12 protein-coding genes and 1 pseudogene are annotated in these 19,199 nt (G+C 59.9%); 3 read left to right on the top strand and 10 right to left on the bottom strand.

Going from position 1 to position 19,199, the window contains the following annotated elements:
* Positions 1-2: 2 nt before the first annotated feature.
* From CTATCC11996_RS26300 to CTATCC11996_RS13705, 4 genes and pseudogenes are all read right to left on the bottom strand, one after another.
* Positions 3-449 (bottom strand): NHL repeat-containing protein, encoded by a 447-nt coding sequence (locus CTATCC11996_RS26300; protein ID WP_003077107.1) that lies wholly within the window; start codon positions 447-449, stop codon positions 3-5.
* Between the two features lie 254 nt (positions 450-703).
* Positions 704-796 (bottom strand): annotated as a pseudogene (locus CTATCC11996_RS26540) (hypothetical protein); the annotation flags it as partial.
* Between the two features lie 595 nt (positions 797-1,391).
* Positions 1,392-1,847 (bottom strand): DUF5990 family protein, encoded by a 456-nt coding sequence (locus CTATCC11996_RS26295; RefSeq protein WP_034349171.1) that lies wholly within the window; start codon positions 1,845-1,847, stop codon positions 1,392-1,394.
* 160 nt (positions 1,848-2,007) lie between these two features.
* Positions 2,008-2,964 carry an integrase core domain-containing protein gene (locus CTATCC11996_RS13705; protein WP_003077102.1) on the bottom strand — a complete coding sequence of 319 codons (957 nt, stop codon included), beginning with the start codon at positions 2,962-2,964 and terminating at the stop codon, positions 2,008-2,010.
* Positions 2,965-3,028: 64 nt separating this feature from the next.
* Here CTATCC11996_RS13705 and CTATCC11996_RS13700 point away from each other — a divergent pair, with 64 nt between their 5' ends.
* Positions 3,029-3,424: a hypothetical protein gene (locus CTATCC11996_RS13700; protein ID WP_172590534.1), complete on the top strand. Its 396-nt coding sequence runs from the start codon at positions 3,029-3,031 to the stop codon at positions 3,422-3,424.
* 184 nt (positions 3,425-3,608) lie between these two features.
* Here CTATCC11996_RS13700 and CTATCC11996_RS25070 read toward each other — a convergent pair whose 3' ends face one another.
* Positions 3,609-4,133: an SMI1/KNR4 family protein gene (locus tag CTATCC11996_RS25070; RefSeq protein WP_080569872.1), complete on the bottom strand. Its 525-nt coding sequence runs from the start codon at positions 4,131-4,133 to the stop codon at positions 3,609-3,611.
* A gap of 105 nt (positions 4,134-4,238) precedes the next feature.
* On the opposite strand from CTATCC11996_RS25070, the gene CTATCC11996_RS25945 reads away from it, so the two are divergent.
* Positions 4,239-4,586 carry a hypothetical protein gene (locus tag CTATCC11996_RS25945; RefSeq protein ID WP_003077100.1) on the top strand — a complete coding sequence of 116 codons (348 nt, stop codon included), beginning with the start codon at positions 4,239-4,241 and terminating at the stop codon, positions 4,584-4,586.
* A 65-nt stretch (positions 4,587-4,651) separates the two neighbouring features.
* Here the strand turns inward: CTATCC11996_RS25945 and CTATCC11996_RS13690 are convergent, their stop codons facing one another.
* The 4 genes from CTATCC11996_RS13690 to CTATCC11996_RS13675 are packed head-to-tail and all read right to left on the bottom strand — an operon-like array spanning position 4,652 to position 8,082.
* On the bottom strand, positions 4,652-5,551 hold the full coding sequence (locus CTATCC11996_RS13690) for a TauD/TfdA dioxygenase family protein (RefSeq protein ID WP_003077098.1): 900 nt from the start codon (positions 5,549-5,551) through the stop codon (positions 4,652-4,654).
* A 43-nt stretch (positions 5,552-5,594) separates the two neighbouring features.
* The gene (locus CTATCC11996_RS13685; RefSeq protein WP_003077096.1) at positions 5,595-6,350 is read right to left on the bottom strand and encodes an ABC transporter permease; all 756 of its coding nucleotides are present in this window, start codon (positions 6,348-6,350) and stop codon (positions 5,595-5,597) included.
* On the bottom strand, positions 6,340-7,140 hold the full coding sequence (locus CTATCC11996_RS13680) for an ABC transporter ATP-binding protein (RefSeq protein WP_003077094.1): 801 nt from the start codon (positions 7,138-7,140) through the stop codon (positions 6,340-6,342). Before CTATCC11996_RS13680 ends, CTATCC11996_RS13685 begins: the two co-directional genes overlap by 11 nt.
* Before the next feature lie 12 nt (positions 7,141-7,152).
* The gene (locus CTATCC11996_RS13675) at positions 7,153-8,082 is read right to left on the bottom strand and encodes an ABC transporter substrate-binding protein (RefSeq protein WP_238532412.1); all 930 of its coding nucleotides are present in this window, start codon (positions 8,080-8,082) and stop codon (positions 7,153-7,155) included.
* Positions 8,083-8,246: 164 nt separating this feature from the next.
* Here CTATCC11996_RS13675 and CTATCC11996_RS13670 point away from each other — a divergent pair, with 164 nt between their 5' ends.
* The gene (locus CTATCC11996_RS13670; protein WP_003077090.1) at positions 8,247-8,930 is read left to right on the top strand and encodes a Crp/Fnr family transcriptional regulator; all 684 of its coding nucleotides are present in this window, start codon (positions 8,247-8,249) and stop codon (positions 8,928-8,930) included.
* 553 nt (positions 8,931-9,483) lie between these two features.
* Here the strand turns inward: CTATCC11996_RS13670 and CTATCC11996_RS13665 are convergent.
* Positions 9,484-19,059: an autotransporter-associated beta strand repeat-containing protein gene (locus CTATCC11996_RS13665; protein WP_080569877.1), complete on the bottom strand. Its 9,576-nt coding sequence runs from the start codon at positions 19,057-19,059 to the stop codon at positions 9,484-9,486.
* Between the last annotated feature and the right edge of the window lie 140 nt (positions 19,060-19,199).

The following is a 19,199-nucleotide window of genomic DNA, read 5'->3' as shown; positions in this document are numbered from 1 at the left end:
ATTCACGGTGTCAACAATGGCACTCGGTGGTTCAGGCGATCTGCAAGATACAGCACTCCTTCGTTACCCACGCGCAGACGCGCCTGCCGCAGATGCAAGCGCATAGGCGCTTGCTCAGGCTGCCTAACCCAGGTCTCGGGTGGTAACACGGTCACAAAGCGGCCCGTACCGGCGTCAAGCCTGGCCAAGTGCCTCTCAACAGCGGCCTCGTACACATAGACTTGGCTTTCCGGGCCCAACGCCAAGCTGGTGATATATCCGAGCGAGCTGTTTGTGGATGGGCGGTCAGTTTGCAGAACGCCCAATGTGCCATTGCCGGCCAGCACAGCTGCCGCAGGCGTGCGTGGATTGGCAGGCGGGCCATTCCACGCATCCAGACGAAGCAGGCGCATATTCGCGTTGTCAGCAACGTAGATACGCCCTTGTTCATCTGCGGCCAGGTCTGCCATGTAGCCGCCCCCTTCATTGCCACCCCATTGAGAGCTTGCCTCCTTGGGTCGTAAGCCACATCAAGCTGCCCGGTTCCGGGTTCCAGACGATAGACCTTGCTTGAGCGGTGCAAGCCAGCAATGAACCATAAGGCACCATCTGGCGTACGTAGCAACGACTCCGGCTTGGCCAGCGACTGGGTTTTGCCTTCTCTACCATCACCAGCTACGCGGCGAGTGCGTCCGGCCGCCAAGTCCACTGCACGGATAACGTGATTGCCTGTGTCAGCCACATACAGAGTGTCGTCAGGTGCAAAGGCGATGCCGTCGGGCGATTGAACATTCGCATCGAGATGCTTGGCCTCCATCACTCTCACGCACACCCGCGCCGACTACAGTAACCCAGCTGCCGTCCAGCTCGCGCCGCGATACCCGATCGCCGCCGTACTGCTGCAGCACCCACAGCCACCCTTGGGCATATGGCAAAGCCTGAGATGGGCTGACTTTGTCGTTTAACACCTCCAAGGCACGAATCTGTATGGTTGAGTGAGCTGCCTGCGCATCGAACTCGCCGCGCGCGTCGCCGCCGCCAGTCCGCCATAGAGCCCAGCCTACAGCGACCAGCCCAAACACCAAGCTCAACATCACTGACCACTTGCGCATCGCGATTCTTCCTCCACCCGCCCCTGCGCTGCGTATTCTCTGGCATGCGTTGCAGGTAGCCCATGAGTCGGTCGATGTCAGCCAGCAGCTCACAACCCAGGAGCGCGCAGCGGATCGGGCAAAGTGGCCACGAAATACCTTTAAAAGAAGCCTCAGAGGGATTAACAGAAAGCCATCGCAGACTCCCCAGTGACTGGTCTAACCACCGCAGAGCACCTCACCATTTCAACCGAGGCCCACCGCTGAGCGGGCTTCTCTCACTCAGGGAGAGAACATGCACGTACAGATTGATTCCGAAGGTTAAGCAACATCGTGCACAACGCCCCAGACGACGGCCTGCGGTTTCAACGATGCACAGACCGGACCGCCATCTCCCATCGTCCCCTGAACGCAGGCCTGAATGACACCTCCAGAGGAGAGAGCAGTGTCAAGGACTGTCGGGGGAATAGACGCAAGCTTCAGCTTGGCACGACGTGTCCAGGGCGAGCCAGGCTGGCCCGCAAGGGTGCCGGAATTGAGATAGACGAAGCGGTCAGAAGACGGGCCCTGCGCGAACTCCCCCAAGAAGTTGACTGCGCCCGTCGAGAGGGGCAAACCCAGACGAAGCGAAAACTCGAACCGAAGAGGCTCGTGCCGACCATCCATTGGATCGAGCAAGTCCGATCTACCGCATTGCACTGCAAACCGAACATCAGGCGGAGTATTCACCACCAGTATTCGTATACGAACGGACTGTGCGGAGTTTGCTTTGCTCATGAGAGTACCCTGTTGCTAACACTGGATTTCAGCGGTCACCGAAAGCTATCCGCTGGAAAGAATATGAAGCCTGTTTCCCCCTTCGGGCAACGGCGTCAAAGCGATCTACAGGTGCTGGAGCACGGTTCCCACGGCAGACGCCAAGGAAATTCACTCCGTCTTAGATGTTCAGTCCCACAGTGAGATGGTGCGGATGCAGTCTAAAGCGACTTGGATCTTTTTCCCACGCCTCGCACATCGCACGGAATGGTGTCTTCCACCTGAGCGCTTTCAAGTGCTTGCCGAAGTTGTAGCTTTGAACAAATGCCTGGACATGCTCCCGTAGCTGCTCCAGGCCCTCGTACTCATACGCTTTGATCGTGGATTCCTTGATGGTCCGGTTCATGCGCTCGACCATGCCGTTAGTCCAAGGGTGGTACGGCTTGGTATGTCGTTTCTCGATTCCATTGAACTTGCAGATGCGCTCGAAGATGTGACCGATGCATGTGTCGGTGACGCCGCCTCTGAAGCGTTCTTGCCCTGTGAAGGCCATGCCGTTGTCCGTCGTATGTATGCGGTACGGGAAGACCACGAGCACCTGCCGAAGGAACTGCGCTGCGTTGGCTTTCGTGGCCCTGTCAAAGAACGCAACATGCGTGAACTTTGTGACGCGGTCTATGGCAACAAACATGTGCTGTCTGCCGCTGGAGATCTTCATTTCGGCACTGTCGATGTGCACGAAGCCCAGCGTCGTTTCTTCAAACTTTCCGTGCCTTCGCGGCACCTGCATTGCTGGCTGTCGACTGATTCCGTGACGCTGCAGGCATCGATGCAAGGCGCTGCGGCTGAGCTTGGGTGCCGTCTCCAGGAGCTGCCCCATGAGATCGTCCAGCGACAGATGCCCTTGCTTGCGTAATGCAATTGCCAGGTGTTCTTGCTCTTGAGAAAGATGCTGGCTTGCTCTGTCCCGAGGACCCATGGGCTCATCGAGAACAGATGTGCGCGCACGCCACTTGGCCACGGTCTTGGGGTTGAGGCCATAGAGCTTGGCCAAAGACCGATGGGATCCGGTGGCTAGCTGGAGTTCTGCGCGGATACGCGGCGTCGTGCGGGCGCTGCCATGCAGGCGGATTGCCATAGTGCTTTCTCCTGTTCCAGGCTAAAGAATGCACCATGACTTCCTGGGACCATACATCTTAGACATGCAGATCGGCCACCAGTCGATCCAAAGAAAGCAGTATTCAGGAGCGGCAGTAGCTGCCGACATGGCCCCTTCTATCGTTGATAGCAGGCATTCTGTCCAATCACCACAAACTGAGCAACCACTCTGCACCAGCCCGCCGCTGCGGGCTTTTCTCATTCTGGAAGCCACCAATATGCAAGACAAAGCAGAAAAAGCGGCATGGCATCCCGGCCCGGGCAAAGGCCGCGCACAACATGCAGAGAAGTTGGAAAATAATTCGATAGAAGCGACGAATAGCCGAATCGAATCAAAAACCTGTACAGACACCAATATTGGTAATGTCAGCTGCAAAAAACACAGCCTTTGCAAGTTGATGTTCTTGGCTCTGGCGCTGGTGCACTCAGCGAATACCTGAAAGACTGCGATAAGTATTCGATCATTTCAGGCATTGACGGATGATCAAAGAGCCGCGTTCCGTGAATGCAGCGTTCTATTACGCACAGTTGATGCTGCTTTAGAGGGGCTTGGATGACGAACAATGACTCATCGCCCGAGGCTATCCGAATCAGGGGCCTATTTATGCAAAAAAGCCCAATAAATCAGAGCTCACTTCCCAATGCCGGTTTATGTAAAAAATCTCTTAATGATAGAGCCAACAATCCCAATCCATCACCCACAATTAAGTTGTCTACATAGTATCGCCAATGAAATAAATTCCTGTAGGTAGGAGATTCATGCCTCACATCATAAACAATATATGCATCACCATCATCATCATATTCTGAACCAATTGCAATTAATCCATTAGGTAGCAATGAGCGATGATCATAAACTGACTCCTGCAATAATTTGGTTGCAGTCACAACTCTATCTGTAGAAGACAAGGTAGCCATAACAGCCACCCTAGTTATTTTATTATATATTGCTATAAAATTATCTAATTCATCCAGTGGGCTACATGCTTGATCGCCGACCAGATGAATAAAATCCAAATACTCATCTGGCAAGCGAATCAACAACGCCTTTTCTACATCAGCAATTCTCTTCTTTATAAAGAGTGGATCAACAATTAAACCCGGCTCATCTGTTTCCCATTTTACCAAGTCTTCTTTTTGTATCTTCATACTAAAAATCCTCACCACGCCACATTGAGCCACCGCCTACATGGCGGTTCCCCATTATTAGCAACACCCGTCTCACTATTCTTGATTCGCATGACATGTGCTCACATGAACTTCGCGACATCAGTTGGTGTTGCGCGCCTGGAGGATAAGCTAGGCGGCGCGATCACTAGCTTCAACCTCGAGATCCGCATCCATTGCGCTGACTGCGGCCAGAAGCTCCAATTTCCAAGACTTGAGCCAGACATGGACAGGGAAGGGGCACACTGCTCACTGGATGGCCTGGAGGCAGGGATTGCCACCAGCCCGAAGGATTGCGCCCCAATCCGTCAAGACGGCTGCGACAAAGCCTCCGGAGTCAAATACACGCCTTGTCTGCTCATGCCGAAGAAGGCGGCGCGCATTAAGCTGGAAATCACTGGAGTACCCGTGGAACGCCTGCAGGGCATCAGCTAGCAAGACGCCATTGCTGAGGGCATCGAGCGCACGGAAGACTTTTTCGGATGCCTGTGCTGACTAGTTCAGGCCGCTTGAGCCTGGGAGCCCATCAATGAAGACGGTGTATCGAAGGTGACTCGTTGGTTTACCCGGTGATGGGGCCAATAATCCGCGACAGCGTAGTGCTGCGTGCTCCGGTTATCCCATATCGCAATGCCGCCAGCTTCCCACTGGTGATGCACCATGAACTCTGGTCTCTGTAGCCAGCCAAGCAGAAAGTGAAGGACTCCACGAGCTTCATGGCGGTCGACTCCAATGATGTTTCGGGTGAAGTCGGCATTCACGAATATGCATTTACGGCCAGAGTCAGGATTCACTCGAACCACAGGATGTGTGACAGGCTTGCCCGCCTGGATTGCAGCGATGAGCGCTTCATCTCCCTTTTTTCCAAGGTATTCACGAAAGCCTGATTGCTCCCAGGTGTGCACGGCACTCAACCGCTCCAAGTACTGTTGCATGCCGGGCGATAGCCATTCATAGGCTTTGCTGGTGCTGCTCCAGCAAGTGTTTCCTCCTGCTGGAGGAGTCACTGTGATCTGTATCGCTGTTCCCAATGGGGGGTTGAGTTTCCAGCTGATGTCTGTATGCCAGTTGTCGATGGCAGGCGGTCGGTCGCGGTCGGACACGATCATTTCCATCTCGGGAACATTCGCGTTGCGGTCGAAATAGGAGCCGTTTGAGATCGGTCCAAATACCTGTCCCAATGCGATGTGTTGCTCTGGTGTGATTGTTTGCGGCTTAAAGAAGATGACCTCAAAGTCGAACAACGCCTGGCGAAGTTCAGCCTTAACTTCATCAGTCAGAGGCTTCCTGAGGTCAACGCCTTCGATCCAAGCCGCGAAGTTCGGCATTCTGGGGACCGGCTGTATGTGCTTGTAGCGGCTAGCAATATCGATCAACTCCATGGGTGTGGTATTAGCCATGTTCAATGCCTTTCAGGGATAGCAGGGGTAGTAAGGGAACTGCTTATTGCCAGTGCAGCAGGCGTTTTTCAAGCCAGGTCATGAAGCGCACGATGCCAACCCCTAGCAATGCGAGTACCAGCAGGAGAGCCATAACGCCATTGATATCGAAGGTGGAGCCGAGATAGGCCAAGGTTTGGCCCAGGCCCTTTTCGCTTGCGATGATTTCGGTACCGACAACTCCGAGCAGGGCATAGATCAACCCAAGCCTGAGGCCTGAAAAGATCACGGGGACCGCACCAGGCAAAGTGACCTCGAAGAACGTTGTGCCGGCTTTCGCCCCCAACGTCTTGCATAGCGTCAAGTGGTCTTGGCTTACCCCGCGGATGCCGGCCACAGTCGCAGAGAGAACGATGAAGAAGGTAAGCGAGCAGCCAACGGCAATCTTGCTACCTATTCCAAGGCCGAACCACAGAATGAACAGCGGTGCCAGAGCAATGCGTGGCATCACATTGAGCGCGTTGAAGTAGGGGTCGGCGAACTTCTCTATCGCAGGCCAACGAACAAAAATGAGTCCAACGGCGAATGCAGCTAGGCTGCCCAGCACAAAAGACGCTGCTACAGCTGTCAGAGTCCAGCCTAGGTCGCTCCAAAACTTTGCTGTTCTTACGTTTTCCCAAAGGTAGGCAAGTACTCCACGTGGTTGTCCAAAAAATGTCGGATCAACCCATTTGCGCGAAGCGGCGATCTCGGCAAATCCCAGCATTAAGGCTATGAAAACGATGTGCCAGAGCACCCATTGCAGTCGATTAGCCTTCATGGTGTACCCATCCCGATTCAAGCTGCGACCACAGAGTCGCAAAGAGTTCGTGGAAACGTGGCGACTTTTGCAATTCACGAATTGAACGAGGTCGCGGTAGGTCAATCGGCACGTCTGCAATGATGCGTCCTGGCTGGGACGACATCACGATCACGCGATCGGAAACGGCGACAGCCTCTGCCAAATCGTGAGTTACGAACAAAGCCGTTTGTCGGTGCTGATGACAGAGACGCAGAAGCAAATCTTGAAGCTGCAACTTGGTTTGCGCATCAAGTGCTCCAAATGGTTCATCCATCAAGAGCAGCGGTGCATCCAATGCAAATGTCCGTGCGAGCGCAGTACGCTGACGCATGCCGTGTGAAAGCGCTTTCGGCAACGCATTGGCATGCTCTGCAAGCCCTACCTCGGCGAGCATTTTTCGTGCACGTTCAATGCTTTGATCCTTGGTTTGCCCTCTGATCTTCGCGCCAAAGGCGGCGTTATCCAAGGCGGAGCACCACGGCAAGAGGCTATCGCGCGCGAGCATGTAGCCGATTTGGGGATTACCGCATCGTGGAGGGCTACCCATCACTTTGATGAATCCGGAACCCGTGTGTTCGAGCAGGCCCGCACACAGATTTAGCAAGGTTGTCTTGCCGCAGCCACTTGGGCCAACGAGAGAGACAAATTCGCCTTCGGCAATATTCAGAGAGATGTCCGCCAGAACCGGCTTGTTGCCGCCGAAGCTCAAATGCAGGCCATCTACGGCAACCGCAGGCCCTCTGGAGGCAAGAGCGTTGGGAATGGGCATATCCGCCTCCGCTCACTGCACCAGCAGCGTAGAGGTGTCCACCACCTTGCTGATCTGGCCTGTACGTTGCATATACCTCGCTGTATCCTGGAGGGCCTTGGGGTCTACAGGAAATTGCAAAGAGGGCAAAGAGTTATGCAGCGAGACCTCAAGAATCTGGTCTCCATTCGGAACATTGATCTTGAAGGTGTCTTGCGCAATCTTTAGCAGCGCCGCAAAGTTTGCGGGGTTCTGCGCAAACTCACTCGCTTCAATCATGGCCCTTCGATACCCCTCTATCGCCTTAGAATTCTTCTGAAGAAATTCATCGCGCACGACTTGCAGCATCGAGGCTCCGTTGGTCTCCAGGACATCACTGGGACCTTGCCCCTTGCGAGGATCAACCACCATCCGGCATACCTTCGACACTTCGCAAAAGCCATCCATCGGTGTGAAAAGCATCAGCCCATCAATCTGCTTCTGCGAGATCGCAGGAAAGGCGGTGTTGGGCGAGCCGACCGCAACAATCGTGACGTCCTGAGCAGACATGCCTGCACCCTTGAGCAGGCTCACCAACTGGAACTCGGCTGCGCTGCCTCTTGCTGTAACACCGATTTTCTTGCCTTTGAAATCCTGCATGATCGCCGGATATCCTTTGGCCGCATTGGGCGTATCCAAGCCAGCTCCCGCCATGAGGAAGAATGTGGGCCCGCGAGCTCCGCTGCCAATCACTTTGACTGCAGCTCCCTTGTTCACGGCCTGGACAAGAACCTCCGGAGGCGTAAATGCGACGTCGAGATCTCCCGCCAGCAGTGTCTGCATCGCTAACGGGGCCTGCGGAATGCTGCGCAATTCGCACGTGATGGCATGCTTTGCGCAGAGTCCATTCGCATTGGCGACACGAACCAGAAAGTTGCCCAAGCCTGGATAGTCCTGTATGCGCAAGACGGTGGACTGAGCCATAGCCGAAGTGGATAGCGCCGATACAGAAGCTATAGCGAGAGCGATCAATTTTTTTCGAATCATGGGAATCCGTTCCGTTGGAGAGAGCGTTACGACAATCGGTATGCAAACGGATTAAAAAATCGACCAGTCAATTGAATTGCGCCTCAGGTGACAATGTTCGGATGAACACCAAGCTCGACTTCCCTAGGCGTCTATCGGGTGACCGTTACCGCGTGGATTGGCTTGCGAACTTCCCTGAGCCCTCTATGCAGCGGCTTCGTGCCATTGGCATCAAGAGAACGTTTCACGACGGCCAACTCGTTCAGAAAAGAGGTGACTCTGCACATCACGTGCTGGTTGTGTTGTCAGGACGTCTGCGCTCTGTGGGCTACACCGCAGGAGGGGCCGAGCAATTTACGCGCTGGATGGAACCAGGCGAAATCAGCGGTTTTAGTTCGGTGTTGGGAAATGCGCCTGTGCCTGTAGACCTTGTCGCAGCCGGAGACGTCGAACTTCTAATCTTGCCAAGTCAGCCCTTGCTCGAGGTTTTGGCAAGCGATGCTCTGGCATCTTTGGCAGTGGCACGTGCACTAAGTCTGCGCGTGAACGAATTGTTCGACATGATCTTTATCAGGGCGGAGGAGACACTCAATGCGAGAGTCTGGGCGACATTGCAACGCATAGCAGCGGAAAACGGAAAGCCTGTTCACGGCAATGTCGTGCTTCTCATCTCTCAAGGTGATCTCGCGCATGCCGTTGGAGCGTCTCGCCAAAAAGTCAACGTCGAACTGCGCAAACTTCAAGCACAACAGAAAATTCGCCTAGGTTATCGCTGGATTGAAATTTTCTGCGGCACACAACCCTGAGCAAGTCCATCATCCGCAGGCTTCATTTAAGCCCGTGCTCTTCATGAAAGTTCAGCATGAATTGCAGAGTGGGCTTCCGAAGGAAAATCGGGCTGGCAGCACGCCATAGCTCGGTGATATACGAGGATGGGGACAAACAGTAGACTTGGCGCATAGGTATCAGATCACCGGGTCAACATCTCTCAGTTCATGGCATCCCGGCGTAACCAATTCGGCGAAAAGCAACCGATGCCTCATAGGGTATGAACGGCAACTTCAATTGTTGAATGCCGTCGATCCTGAATAGCCGCTTCATCCTCGGATCCGGCCGCTCGACTGTGCGGCTCGCCGTTTACCGACTCGAACGACCGCTTCTGCGTGCCGCGACAGACTCATGTTGAGCAATTGTTGTCCAGGGACCTATGCCCGTTTTGCAGCGTTTTTAACAAGCTGAGGTCCTGAGGGGCTCTATTCTTTATACCTGTCATACAAGCAAAAGGCCCGCAGCATGATGACTGCGAGCCTTTTCTTCGCTCCTGCTTGCCTTGTCAGGGCACCAAGCTGGTAGCCAGTTCTACCACTGCACCTTCACGCCAATGGAGGCCTGCACCCCGCTCTTGACCCGGCTGTCGCCGCCATTGGCCCACAGCTTGCCCAACTCACCATAAACGCTGGTGCGCGGGTTGATCTGCAGGCTCGCACCGGCAGCCATCTCGGTCGCGGTGTAGCCGCCCTTGGCCTTGATGTCGGTGGTGCCGCCTGGCGCCGCAAAGCTGGCGATGTCGGTGGTGTTGCTCGCCTTGTAGACGTTGATGCGGCCATAGGGCTGCAGCACACCGGCGCCGGTCGCAAAGTTGCCCTTGATGCGGGCGCCCAGACGCACGGTCCAGTCATCGTCAGCCTTGTTCTTGACCGTGGCCAGGCTCAGCGCTGTGTCGTCGATGCTCAGTTTGCGGTAGATGATCTGCGCCTGAGGCTCAATCTGCCAGTTGGAGGTCACAGCAAAGGCCTTGCCCATTTCCAGAGAAGCCAGCCAGCCGCTGCCCTTGGTGCGAGCCTGGGCTGTGTCGCCGGCGGTGCGCAGGTCGCTACGGTAGTCAGCGCCTTGCAGCACGGCATCGGCATACAGGCCAGACTGATCTTGCCAGGTGCCGTACACACCCAGGTAGCGGGTGCGCAGGTTGTTGAAGCCGACGTATTTGCGATCCACGCCGCTGGCAAAGCCCTTGACGCTCATGTCGCCTTCAAGCTGGCCCACATAGATGCCGGCCTTGATGCTCTGGTCGGCATACAGATCCAGACCTGCCTGGAAGCCGGTCAGGTGACCGCTGCTCTCGGGGCTGACGGTGCCTTGCTGGCTGATCTTGGGATCGGTGCGCAGAATACGGCCCCAGACTCGGCGGCTGGCGCCTGTGTCGGAGCTGGTCGTGGCTTGCGTGCCTTCATCACCCATGCGCTTGCGCAGATCGCCCAACATGGCCATGTCGGCCTGGCGCAGCTGTGCCGGCAGGGCCGACAACAGCGGCACTTCAGCACGGTAGGCCGTGGTCGATGTTGCGGTCGCGGTCGAATGCAGGGCTGCCCCCTGGGCGGTTTGTGTCATGCGGTACTCATAGGCACCGGCATCCACATGACCGCCAGCCAGGGTGAAGCTGCCCGGCTGCAGGCTGGCTCCGTTCTCCGTACCGATGACCCCGATACCGTTGCCCGTAGTCTGGGCACCCAGACCGCCGGCATTGGTGATGTGCACCGTGGTGCTACCGCTGGCCACGGCCGAGGCACCGGACAGCAGCAGCTTGTCGGTGGCGCTGCCGTCCGCACCCAGCACGGTGGACAGGCCCAGATTGCCGTTGTTGCCCACATAGGCGCCGGTAACCTTGAGCACCGTGCCAGGGGTTGCACCACTGTTGCTGCTGAGCTTGACGGTGCCGCTGTTGTTCAGGCTGGCCAGGGTCTGGTTGTAGCCCGCCAGATCCAGCACAGCGCCGCTGGCTACAGTGTGGGCAGAGGTGCTGCTGAAGGTGCTGGCAGCGCCTGCCTGCAAGGTACCTGCTGCCACCAGCGTACCGCCGGTATAGGAGTTGGTGCCTGTGAGCGTTTCAGTGCCAGTGCCCTGTTTGATAAAGCCACCAGTGCCGGTCATGGAGCCACCAAAGGTTCCATCTGTCGCCCCGCCTGCAGCCAGCGTGTTCACGCCCAGTTTGACGGTGCCGTTACCAACCAAGGTGCCGAAGGTTTGGGAACCGTTACCAGCCGACAGATCGAACGTTGTGCCACTTGCCAAGTTCACAATGCCGTTAAGCGCCAAGCTAGCTCCAGCGCCTAGGGCAAGCGTCCCACCATTGACAGTGGTTTGGCCAGCATAAGTATTTACTCCATTCAGAGTCAGCGTGCTAACGCCATCCTTGGTCAAGCTCCCGGAGCCAGAGATACTTCCGTCAAGCGTCAAAGCATTGGAGCCTGCAACTGTGAGGCCTGCATTCAGCACCATCTGGTTTGCCAATGTGACCGCTTGGTTTGAATCCAACGTTGCAGTGCCGTTCACCGTCAAGGCACCAGAGCCAAGAGCTGCGTTGTTGCCAACAATGGTGCTTCCGCCTGCAAGAATTGTTCCCCCGGTATAGGCGTTATTACCGTTCAGAGTCAGATTTGAAGAGCCAGCCTTGGTCAAGCTTCCACTGCCACTGACCGTGCCATTAAGGGTCAAGGCGTTGGAGCCCATCACAGTCAAGCCACCGTTGAGCACCACATCGTTGCCCAAGCTGACCGAGGTGTTACTGTCCAGCGCCGTTCCATTGGCGGCTGTCAGGACGCCGATGCCGAGGGCCGCGTTATTGCCGACCACCAGTTTGCCGCCATTGAGGGCGGTGCCACCGGTGTAACCGTTGGCGGCGTTGAGCACGAGCGTACCGGCGTCATACTTGCCCAGCGTGCCGCTGCCGTTGAGGGCCACCCCAATCGTCGCCGTCGCGCCCGGATCGACCCGCACCGTCGCATTGCCCAACGAACCATTGACCAGATTCAGCGCCCCCGCCGTGCCGTTCTGCAGGCTGTAGCCATCAGTGACGAATTGCAGACCGGTGATGTTCTGCGTGCCGTTGACGGTCACCGTGCCCGCCGTGCCCTGGAACACCGCGAAGCTGTTGGCCCAGGTCTGGTTCAACGTGCCGTCGACGTTGGTCCAGTTGGTGTTGCTGCCGCCCCAGGTGCCGCTGCCGCCGTCGATCAAGCCGTTGGGCGCCAATTGGCTGCCGTCCCAGAACTGCACAGTGACGCCCGGTGTGGTGACCAGCAGGTTGATCTGGTTGCCGATGTTGGTTTGCAGTTGCAGGTCACCTGCCGACACCCCGCCAGGCACGGTGCCGATCAGCAGGCCGTTGTCGGTGAGGCCGCCGGTGTAGTCGATGATCCGGTACACACCCGTGCCGAAGCCGCCGATGTCACCGACATTGAGCGTGCCGTCGAGGGTCAGGTTGCCGCCGACGTTCAGCAGCGCACTGCCGCCGCCGGACACCGGTGCCCCGAGGCCGACGTCGAGATTGGAGCCAGCGTCGAGCACCAGTGAACCGACCGACAACGCATTGCCGGTGGCCAGCGCCAGGTGACCGCCACTGCCGACATTGACCGCGCCGCTCAGGCTGCCGCTGCCGCCGAGCGTACCGCCGTTGCTGACCAGCACGTTGCCGCTGTCGAGCGATCCGTTGACCCGCAGCGTGCCAGCATTGACGTTGGTGTCGCCGATGAGGGTGTTGAGGCCGGTCAGAGTCAGGGTGCCGCTGCCGAGCTTGGTCAACCCGCCGTTGCCGCTGAGGACACCGGCGAAGGTGCTGCTGAGGTTGCTGCCGCCGATGCTCAGGGTGTTGCCGCTGCCGACGATGGCCGTGCCGTTGCCGGTGAGGCTGCCGACACCCGCCGACGCCCCCAGGTTGAGCGTGGTGCCGGTGCCCAGATTGACGCCGGCGTTGTTACCCAGTGCGCCGCTGCTCAAGGTCGTCAGGCTGCCGCCCTGCACATCGAAGGTGCCGCTGAAGGTGTTGTTGCCGGTGAGGGTCAGATCCGCCAGGCCGTTCTTGGTCAGCGTGCCCGCTCCGGCGACCACTCCGCCCAGCGTCAGGTCGTTGCTGCCCGCCAGGCTCAGATTGGCGTTGACGTTGACGTCGTTGCCCAGCACCAGCGGCGAACTGTTGTCGAGGGTCGATGCGCCCGCGACGGTCACGGCGCCGGAGCCCAGGACCGCCGAGGTGCCGAGGGTCACGGTGCCGGCGTTCAGCGTGGTGCCGCCCGAATAGGTGTTGATGCCGTTGAGGGTCAGGTTGGCCGCGCCGTTTTTCACCAGCGCCCCGGTGCCGCTGACGACACCGCCGAGGGTCAGGTTGTTGCTGCCGGCGTTGGTCAGGTTGGCGTTGAGCACCACGTTGTTACCCAGGCTCTGTGCGCCGTTGCTGTCCAGCGTCGAGGCTCCGGCGACGGTGAGGTTACCCAGACCCAGGGCCGTGTTGCTGCCGACCGTCAGCGTACCGGCATTGAGGGTGACGCCACCGAGGAAACCGTTGCCGCCGTTGAGGGTCAGGTTGCTCGCGCCATTCTTGGTCAGGCTGCCGGCGCCGTTGATGTTGCCGGCGAGGGTCAGCGCATTGCTGCCGACAATCGCGAGGTTGCCGGCGAGGTTGATGCCGTTGCCGGCCGTCACGGCAGTACTGGCATCCAGGGTGGTGCCATTGGCGGCGTTCAGCGTCGCTGAACCCAGCGCCGTGTTGGAGGCGAGTATCAGCCCACCGGCATTCAGCGCCACCGGGCCGAGGAAGGCGTTGTTGCCGCCCAGCGTCAGGTTTGCCGCGCCGTTCTTGATCAAGCCACCTGTGCCGCCGATCACACCGTTCAGGGTCAGTGCGTTGCTGCCGACCACGGTAAGGTTACCGTTCAACGTGGTCGCGTTGGCCAGGGTCACGGCGGTGTTGCTGTCCAGTTGCGTGCCAGCGTTGGCGATCAACGCGCCAGTGCCCAGTGCGGTGTTGCTGCCGACCACCAGCGTGCCGCCGTCCAGTTGGGTGCCGCCGGTGTAGCTGTTGGCGCCGTTGAGCACCAGGGTGCCGGCGTCGAGTTTGTTGAGAATGCCGCTGCCGTCGATGTTCACACCGACCGTGGCGGTCACGCCCGGATCAACCCGCATCGCCGTTGTACCGCCAGTGCCGTTGACGGCCGTGAGTAGCCCAGACGTGCCGTTGACCACGTTGTAGCCGTCGGTGAGGAACTGCATCCCGGTGAACAGTTGCGTGCCATTGACCGACACGGTACCGGCAGTACCCTGGAACACCGCGAAGTCGCCGGCCCAGGTCTGGTTCAACGTGCCGTTGGAATTGGTCCAGTTGGTGCCGCCGGCATTCCACGTGCCAGTGCCGCCATCCACGGTGCCATTGGGAATAATCTGGCTACCGTCCCAGAAACGCAGGTTGGAGCTCGGTGCCGACACCACCACGTTGACCTGATTACCCAGGGTCTGCACCATCAAATCGCCGAGAGCGTAGCCCACAGGGACGCCGGCCACGGTCATGTTGGTGTCGGTCAGCGCTCCGATGTAATTGAACAAGCGGTAGACACCAACACCGAACCCGCCAGCATCGGTGACATAAAGCTTGCCGCCGAGAGTCAGGTTGCCGCCGATGTTCATCAGCGACGTGGTTGATGGCACGGCGAGGCTCACGTCAACATTGCTGTTGGCGGTGAGGGTCAGCGACGCGGCCGACAAGGTATTGCCCGAAGACAAGGCCAGGTGACCACCGTTGTTGATGGTGATGACGCCAAGCGCCGACCCGGTGCCCGTGAGGGTAGCGCCACTGTTGACATTGAGCTGGGTGCTGGCCAGCGAGCCGGTGAGATTCAGCGTACCGGCGTTGACATTGGTGCTACCGGTAAGGCCGCTGCTGCCGGTGAGATGCAGGGTGCCGCTGCCGACCTTGGTCAGCCCACCCTGACCATTGAGGCTACCGACGAAGGTGCTGTTGAAGTTGTTGCTGCCAAGGCTCAGGACGCTGCCAATACCAACATCAACTTGGCCGCTGCCGGTCAGGCTGCCCAGGCTGGCGTTGCCATTGAGATTTAACTGGCCGCTGGAGCCAACATTGAGGGTTCCGACGTTTGCCAACACACCGCTGCCAAGTGTGGTGAGCGAACCAGCCTGAATATCGACATTGCCGGTAAATGTCTTGACCCCGACCAGGGTGAGATCGTCCACGCCGGTCTTGATCAGGTTGCCGTTGCCACCAAGATCGCCGCTGAGGATCAGTGCGTTGGCTGTTTCGACGGTCAGATTGGCGCTATTGCTCAGAGCGATGGTATTGCCCAGGGCCATCGGCGAGCTGTTGGCGAGAGTGGCGTCGGCCGTAACCGCAAGCGTTCCTGTGCCCAAGGCGCCACTACTACCCAAGGTCAGTCGGCCGGCGTTGAGCTGGGTGCCGCCCTGGTAGCCGTTGTTGCCATTGATGGTCAGGTTGCCACTGCCGCTCTTGGTCAAACCAGCAGTACCGTTGATCACACCGTTGAGGGTCAGGTCGTTGGCGCCATCGACAGTGAGGCCGGCGTTGAGGGTAACGTTATTGGCCAGGGTGACATTGCCGGAGCTGCTGAGGGCCGAGGCACCTGCCACTGCCAGGGCGCCCTGCCCCAACGCGTTGTCGTTGCCGACCACGAGCTGGCCGGCATTGAGGGTAGTCCCGCCTAGGTAGCTGTTGGCACCATTGAGGTTCAGGTTGGCCGTGCCGTTCTTCACCAGGCTGCCGGCGCCGTTCACAGTGCCGCCCAGGGTCAGATCCGCGGTGCCGCCGATGTTCAGGGCGCCGGCCAGGTTCACGGCGTTGCCCAGGCTGACGGCAGTGTTGGCGTCCAACGTGGTGTTGGCCGCCGCATTCAGCGTGCCGCTGCCCAAGGCCGTGGCATTGCCGACGATCAGTTTGCCGGCGTTGAGCGCGGTGTTGCCGAAGTAGGTGTTGGCGCCGTTGAGGGTCAGGTCGGCGGCGCCGTTCTTGATCAGTCCGCCGACGCCGGACACCGTACCGGTGAGGGTCAGCGCATTGCTGCCGGCGACGGTCAGGTTGCCGCCCAGGTTGACGTTGTTGGTGAGGCTGGTGGCCGTGCTGGCGTCCAGCGTGGTGCCGGCCGCCGCGTTCAGGTTGCCGGCGCCCAGCGCGGTGGCGGAGCCGACGATCAGCGTGCCGGCGTTGAGCGAGGTGGAGCCGGTGTAGGTGTTGTTGCCGGTCAGGGTCAGGCTGGAGGTGCCGGTCTTGATCAGCCCGCCGGCACCGTCGATGACGCCGCCCAGGGTGAGCGCGTTGCTGCCGCCGGCCGAGAGGTTGGCGTTGAGGGTGATGGCGTTGCCCAAGGTGACCGCGCCGTTGCTGTTGAGGGTGCTCGCCCCGCCCACGGTCAGGGCGCCGCTGCCCAATGCCGCCCCGTTGCCGACAGTCAGGCTGCCGGCGTTGAGGGTGGTGCCGCCGCTGTAGGTGTTGCTGCCGTTGAGGGTCAGGTTGGCCGTGCCGTTCTTGATCAGCCGGCTGGCGCCGCTGACCACGCCGCCCAGAGTCAGCCCGTTGCTGCCGCCGATGCTCAGGTCGGCGTTGAGCACCACGTTGTTGGCCAGGGCCACGCTGGCGCTGCTGTCCAGGGTCGCGGCGCCGGTGACCGTCAGATCGCCGCTGCCCAGCGCCCCGGCGTTGCCGACGGTCAGGGTGCCGGCGCTCAGGGTGGTGCCGGCCAGGAAGGTGTTGGCGCCGTTGAGAATCAGGTTGGCGGCGCCGTTCTTGGTCAGCCCGCCGCTGCCGCCGACCACCCCGCCGAGGGTCAGGTTGGCGCTGCCGCCGATGTTCAGGTTGCCGCCCAGGGTGACCGCGTTGCCCAACGACACCGTCGTGTTGGCGTCGAGCGTGGTGCCCGCCGCCGTGCTCAGGCCGCCGCTGCCCAGCGCCGTGTTGGCGCCGACGATCAGCGTGCCGGCGTTGAGCAAGGTACCGCCGGCAAACCCGTTGCTGCCGCCCAGGGTCAGGGCGGCGGTGCCGTTCTTGACCAGCCCGCCGGCACCGTTGACCACGCCGTTGAGGGCCAGGCCCTGGGTGCCGCCGATGACCAGGTTCGCCGCCAGGTTGACGGCGTTGGCCAGGCTCACTGCGGTGGTTGCGTCCAGCGTGGTGCCGGCCGCCGTGTTCAGTGCGCCGGTGCCCAGGGCGGTGTTGCTGCCCACGAACAATGTGCCGGCGTTGAGGGCGGTCGCGCCGCTCTGGGTGTTGTTGCCGGTCAGGGTCAGGCTGGCCGCGCCGCTCTTGGTGAGGCCGCCCGTGCCGGAGAGCACGCCGCCCAGGGTCAGGTTGTTGCTGCCCAGCACGGTGAGGCTGCCGGTCAGGCCGACGTTGTTGTTCAGGGTGACGTTGGCGGTGCTGTCCAGGCTGGTGCCGGCGGCCGCGTTCAGGGCGCCGCTGCCCAAGGCGTTGTTGTTGCCGACCCGCAACGTGCCGGCGCTCAGGGTGGTGGTGCCGCTGTAGCCGGTGTTGACGCCGCTGAGGGTAAGGCTGCCGCTGCCAGTCTTGGTCAGGCCGCTGGCGCCGGTGAGCGCGCCGCTCAGGGTCAGCGCCCCGGCGCCGCTGGCGGTCAGGGCGCCGTTGAGGGTGATGGCGTTGGCCAGGTTGACGGTGCCGGGCGCGGTCAGGGTCGCCGCGCCGCCAATGGTGACGGTGCCGCTGCTGAACGCCTGATCGTTGCCCACCTGCACGCTGCCGGCGTTGATCGTGGTGTTGCCGGTGAAGGTGTTCGCCGCCCCCAGACTCAGTTGGCCGGCGCCGGCCTTGGTCAGGCCGCCGGCGCCGGACAGCACGCCGGTCAGGCTCAGGTCGTTGGCGCCCTGCACCGTCAGGCCGCCGGCGCCCAGGGTGATCAGGTTGCCCAGGCTCAGGCCGGCGCTGCTGGCCTGGAGGATCCCGCCGTTTGAGGTCAGCACGCCGCTGCCGAACGCCGCGTTGTTGTTGAACTGCACCACCCCGCCGTTGAGGGTCGAGCTGCCGCTGACCACCGGCCCCTGCAAGGTCCAGGTGCCGCTGTTGACGGTGAGGTTGTTGAAGTTGACGTACGTGGCACTGGACACCGTGCCGCTGCCGCTGGCGCCGCCGCCCGCGCCGAGGGTGTTCTGCAGCACCAGGGCGTTGGTGCCGCCGGCGCCGCCGTCGATCTGCCCGGTCGGGGCGAACGTCAGGTTGACCCCGATCAGCCCGCCAAGGCCGACGGTGACCTGCACGCCATCGCCGACGTTGACGCTGGAGCCGGTCACGGCGGTGAAGGTGTTGGTGCTGTTCACCCCCATCGACACGCTGCCGGTGATGCTGCCGGTGTTGGTGAACGTGTTGCCGGCGGCGGACGTCTCGAACGCCACCCGGCCCTGCACGCTGCCGTTGTTGGTCATGTTCACCGTCGAGCCACCGTACACGCCAACCACCGGGGTGTCGGCCAGGCTGATGCCGCCCACCGACAGGCCTGTGGAGGTGATGGTGCCGTTGTTGGTGATGCTGGTGGTGCCGGCCGCGGCGTTGTTCACGCCGATGCCCAGGCCGTCGATGCTGGTCAGGTTGAGCCCGAGCACCATGCCGGTGCCGCGGATGATGCCGCTGGCGTTGTTTAGGACGTTGACCGTGCTCGCCGCGCCGGTGCCGATGAACGCGCCGCCGCTGAGCACCGACACCAGCCCCAGCAGCGCAGGGTCCAGGGTGCCGGAGTTGTTCAGGGTGATGTTGACCCCGGTTAGGTCCAGCACCCGACCGCCCAGGGTGGCGTTCATCTGCGCGCCGGCGTTGACGTTGACCGTCAGGCCGTTGGCGGCGCTGGCGTAGTTGTTGAGAAACAGCGGCAGGCTCGGCACACCAGTGCAGGTGACCGTGCTTCCCGCAACAGAGCAAGTTGCCCACGCAGCGGGGCTAAGAGCCGCCCCGCACAACATAGCAGCAGCAAGCGCCACTCTCCGAATCGGGCTCGCACGCCCACCGAAGCATGATGAACCTGTTACCAAAGAGACCGCCCTCGAACTATTGACCGAGGCCGTGCCCGAGTGAGCTATTTCAGGCGCTGCGACCCAAGCACCCAAAGACTGATTCCAGATGGATCGGTAGCATTTATTCATGTTCACCCTTTAATGTGATTCAGGGCAATGCTGCTGTCCTAAGGTGCCCCGTCCTTACCGCTGTCCGACAAACAATTTAATTGATGTAACAAAAACAAACAATCACTGAAATCGATTATTGGAATATTCACTAGATGCCG

This window comes from Comamonas testosteroni ATCC 11996 (genome assembly GCF_000241525.1).
GTDB lineage: Bacteria > Pseudomonadota > Gammaproteobacteria > Burkholderiales > Burkholderiaceae_C > Comamonas > Comamonas testosteroni.
The sequence above is the reverse complement of the archived record's forward strand: the minus strand, read 5'-3'. Positions and strand labels throughout refer to the sequence as shown.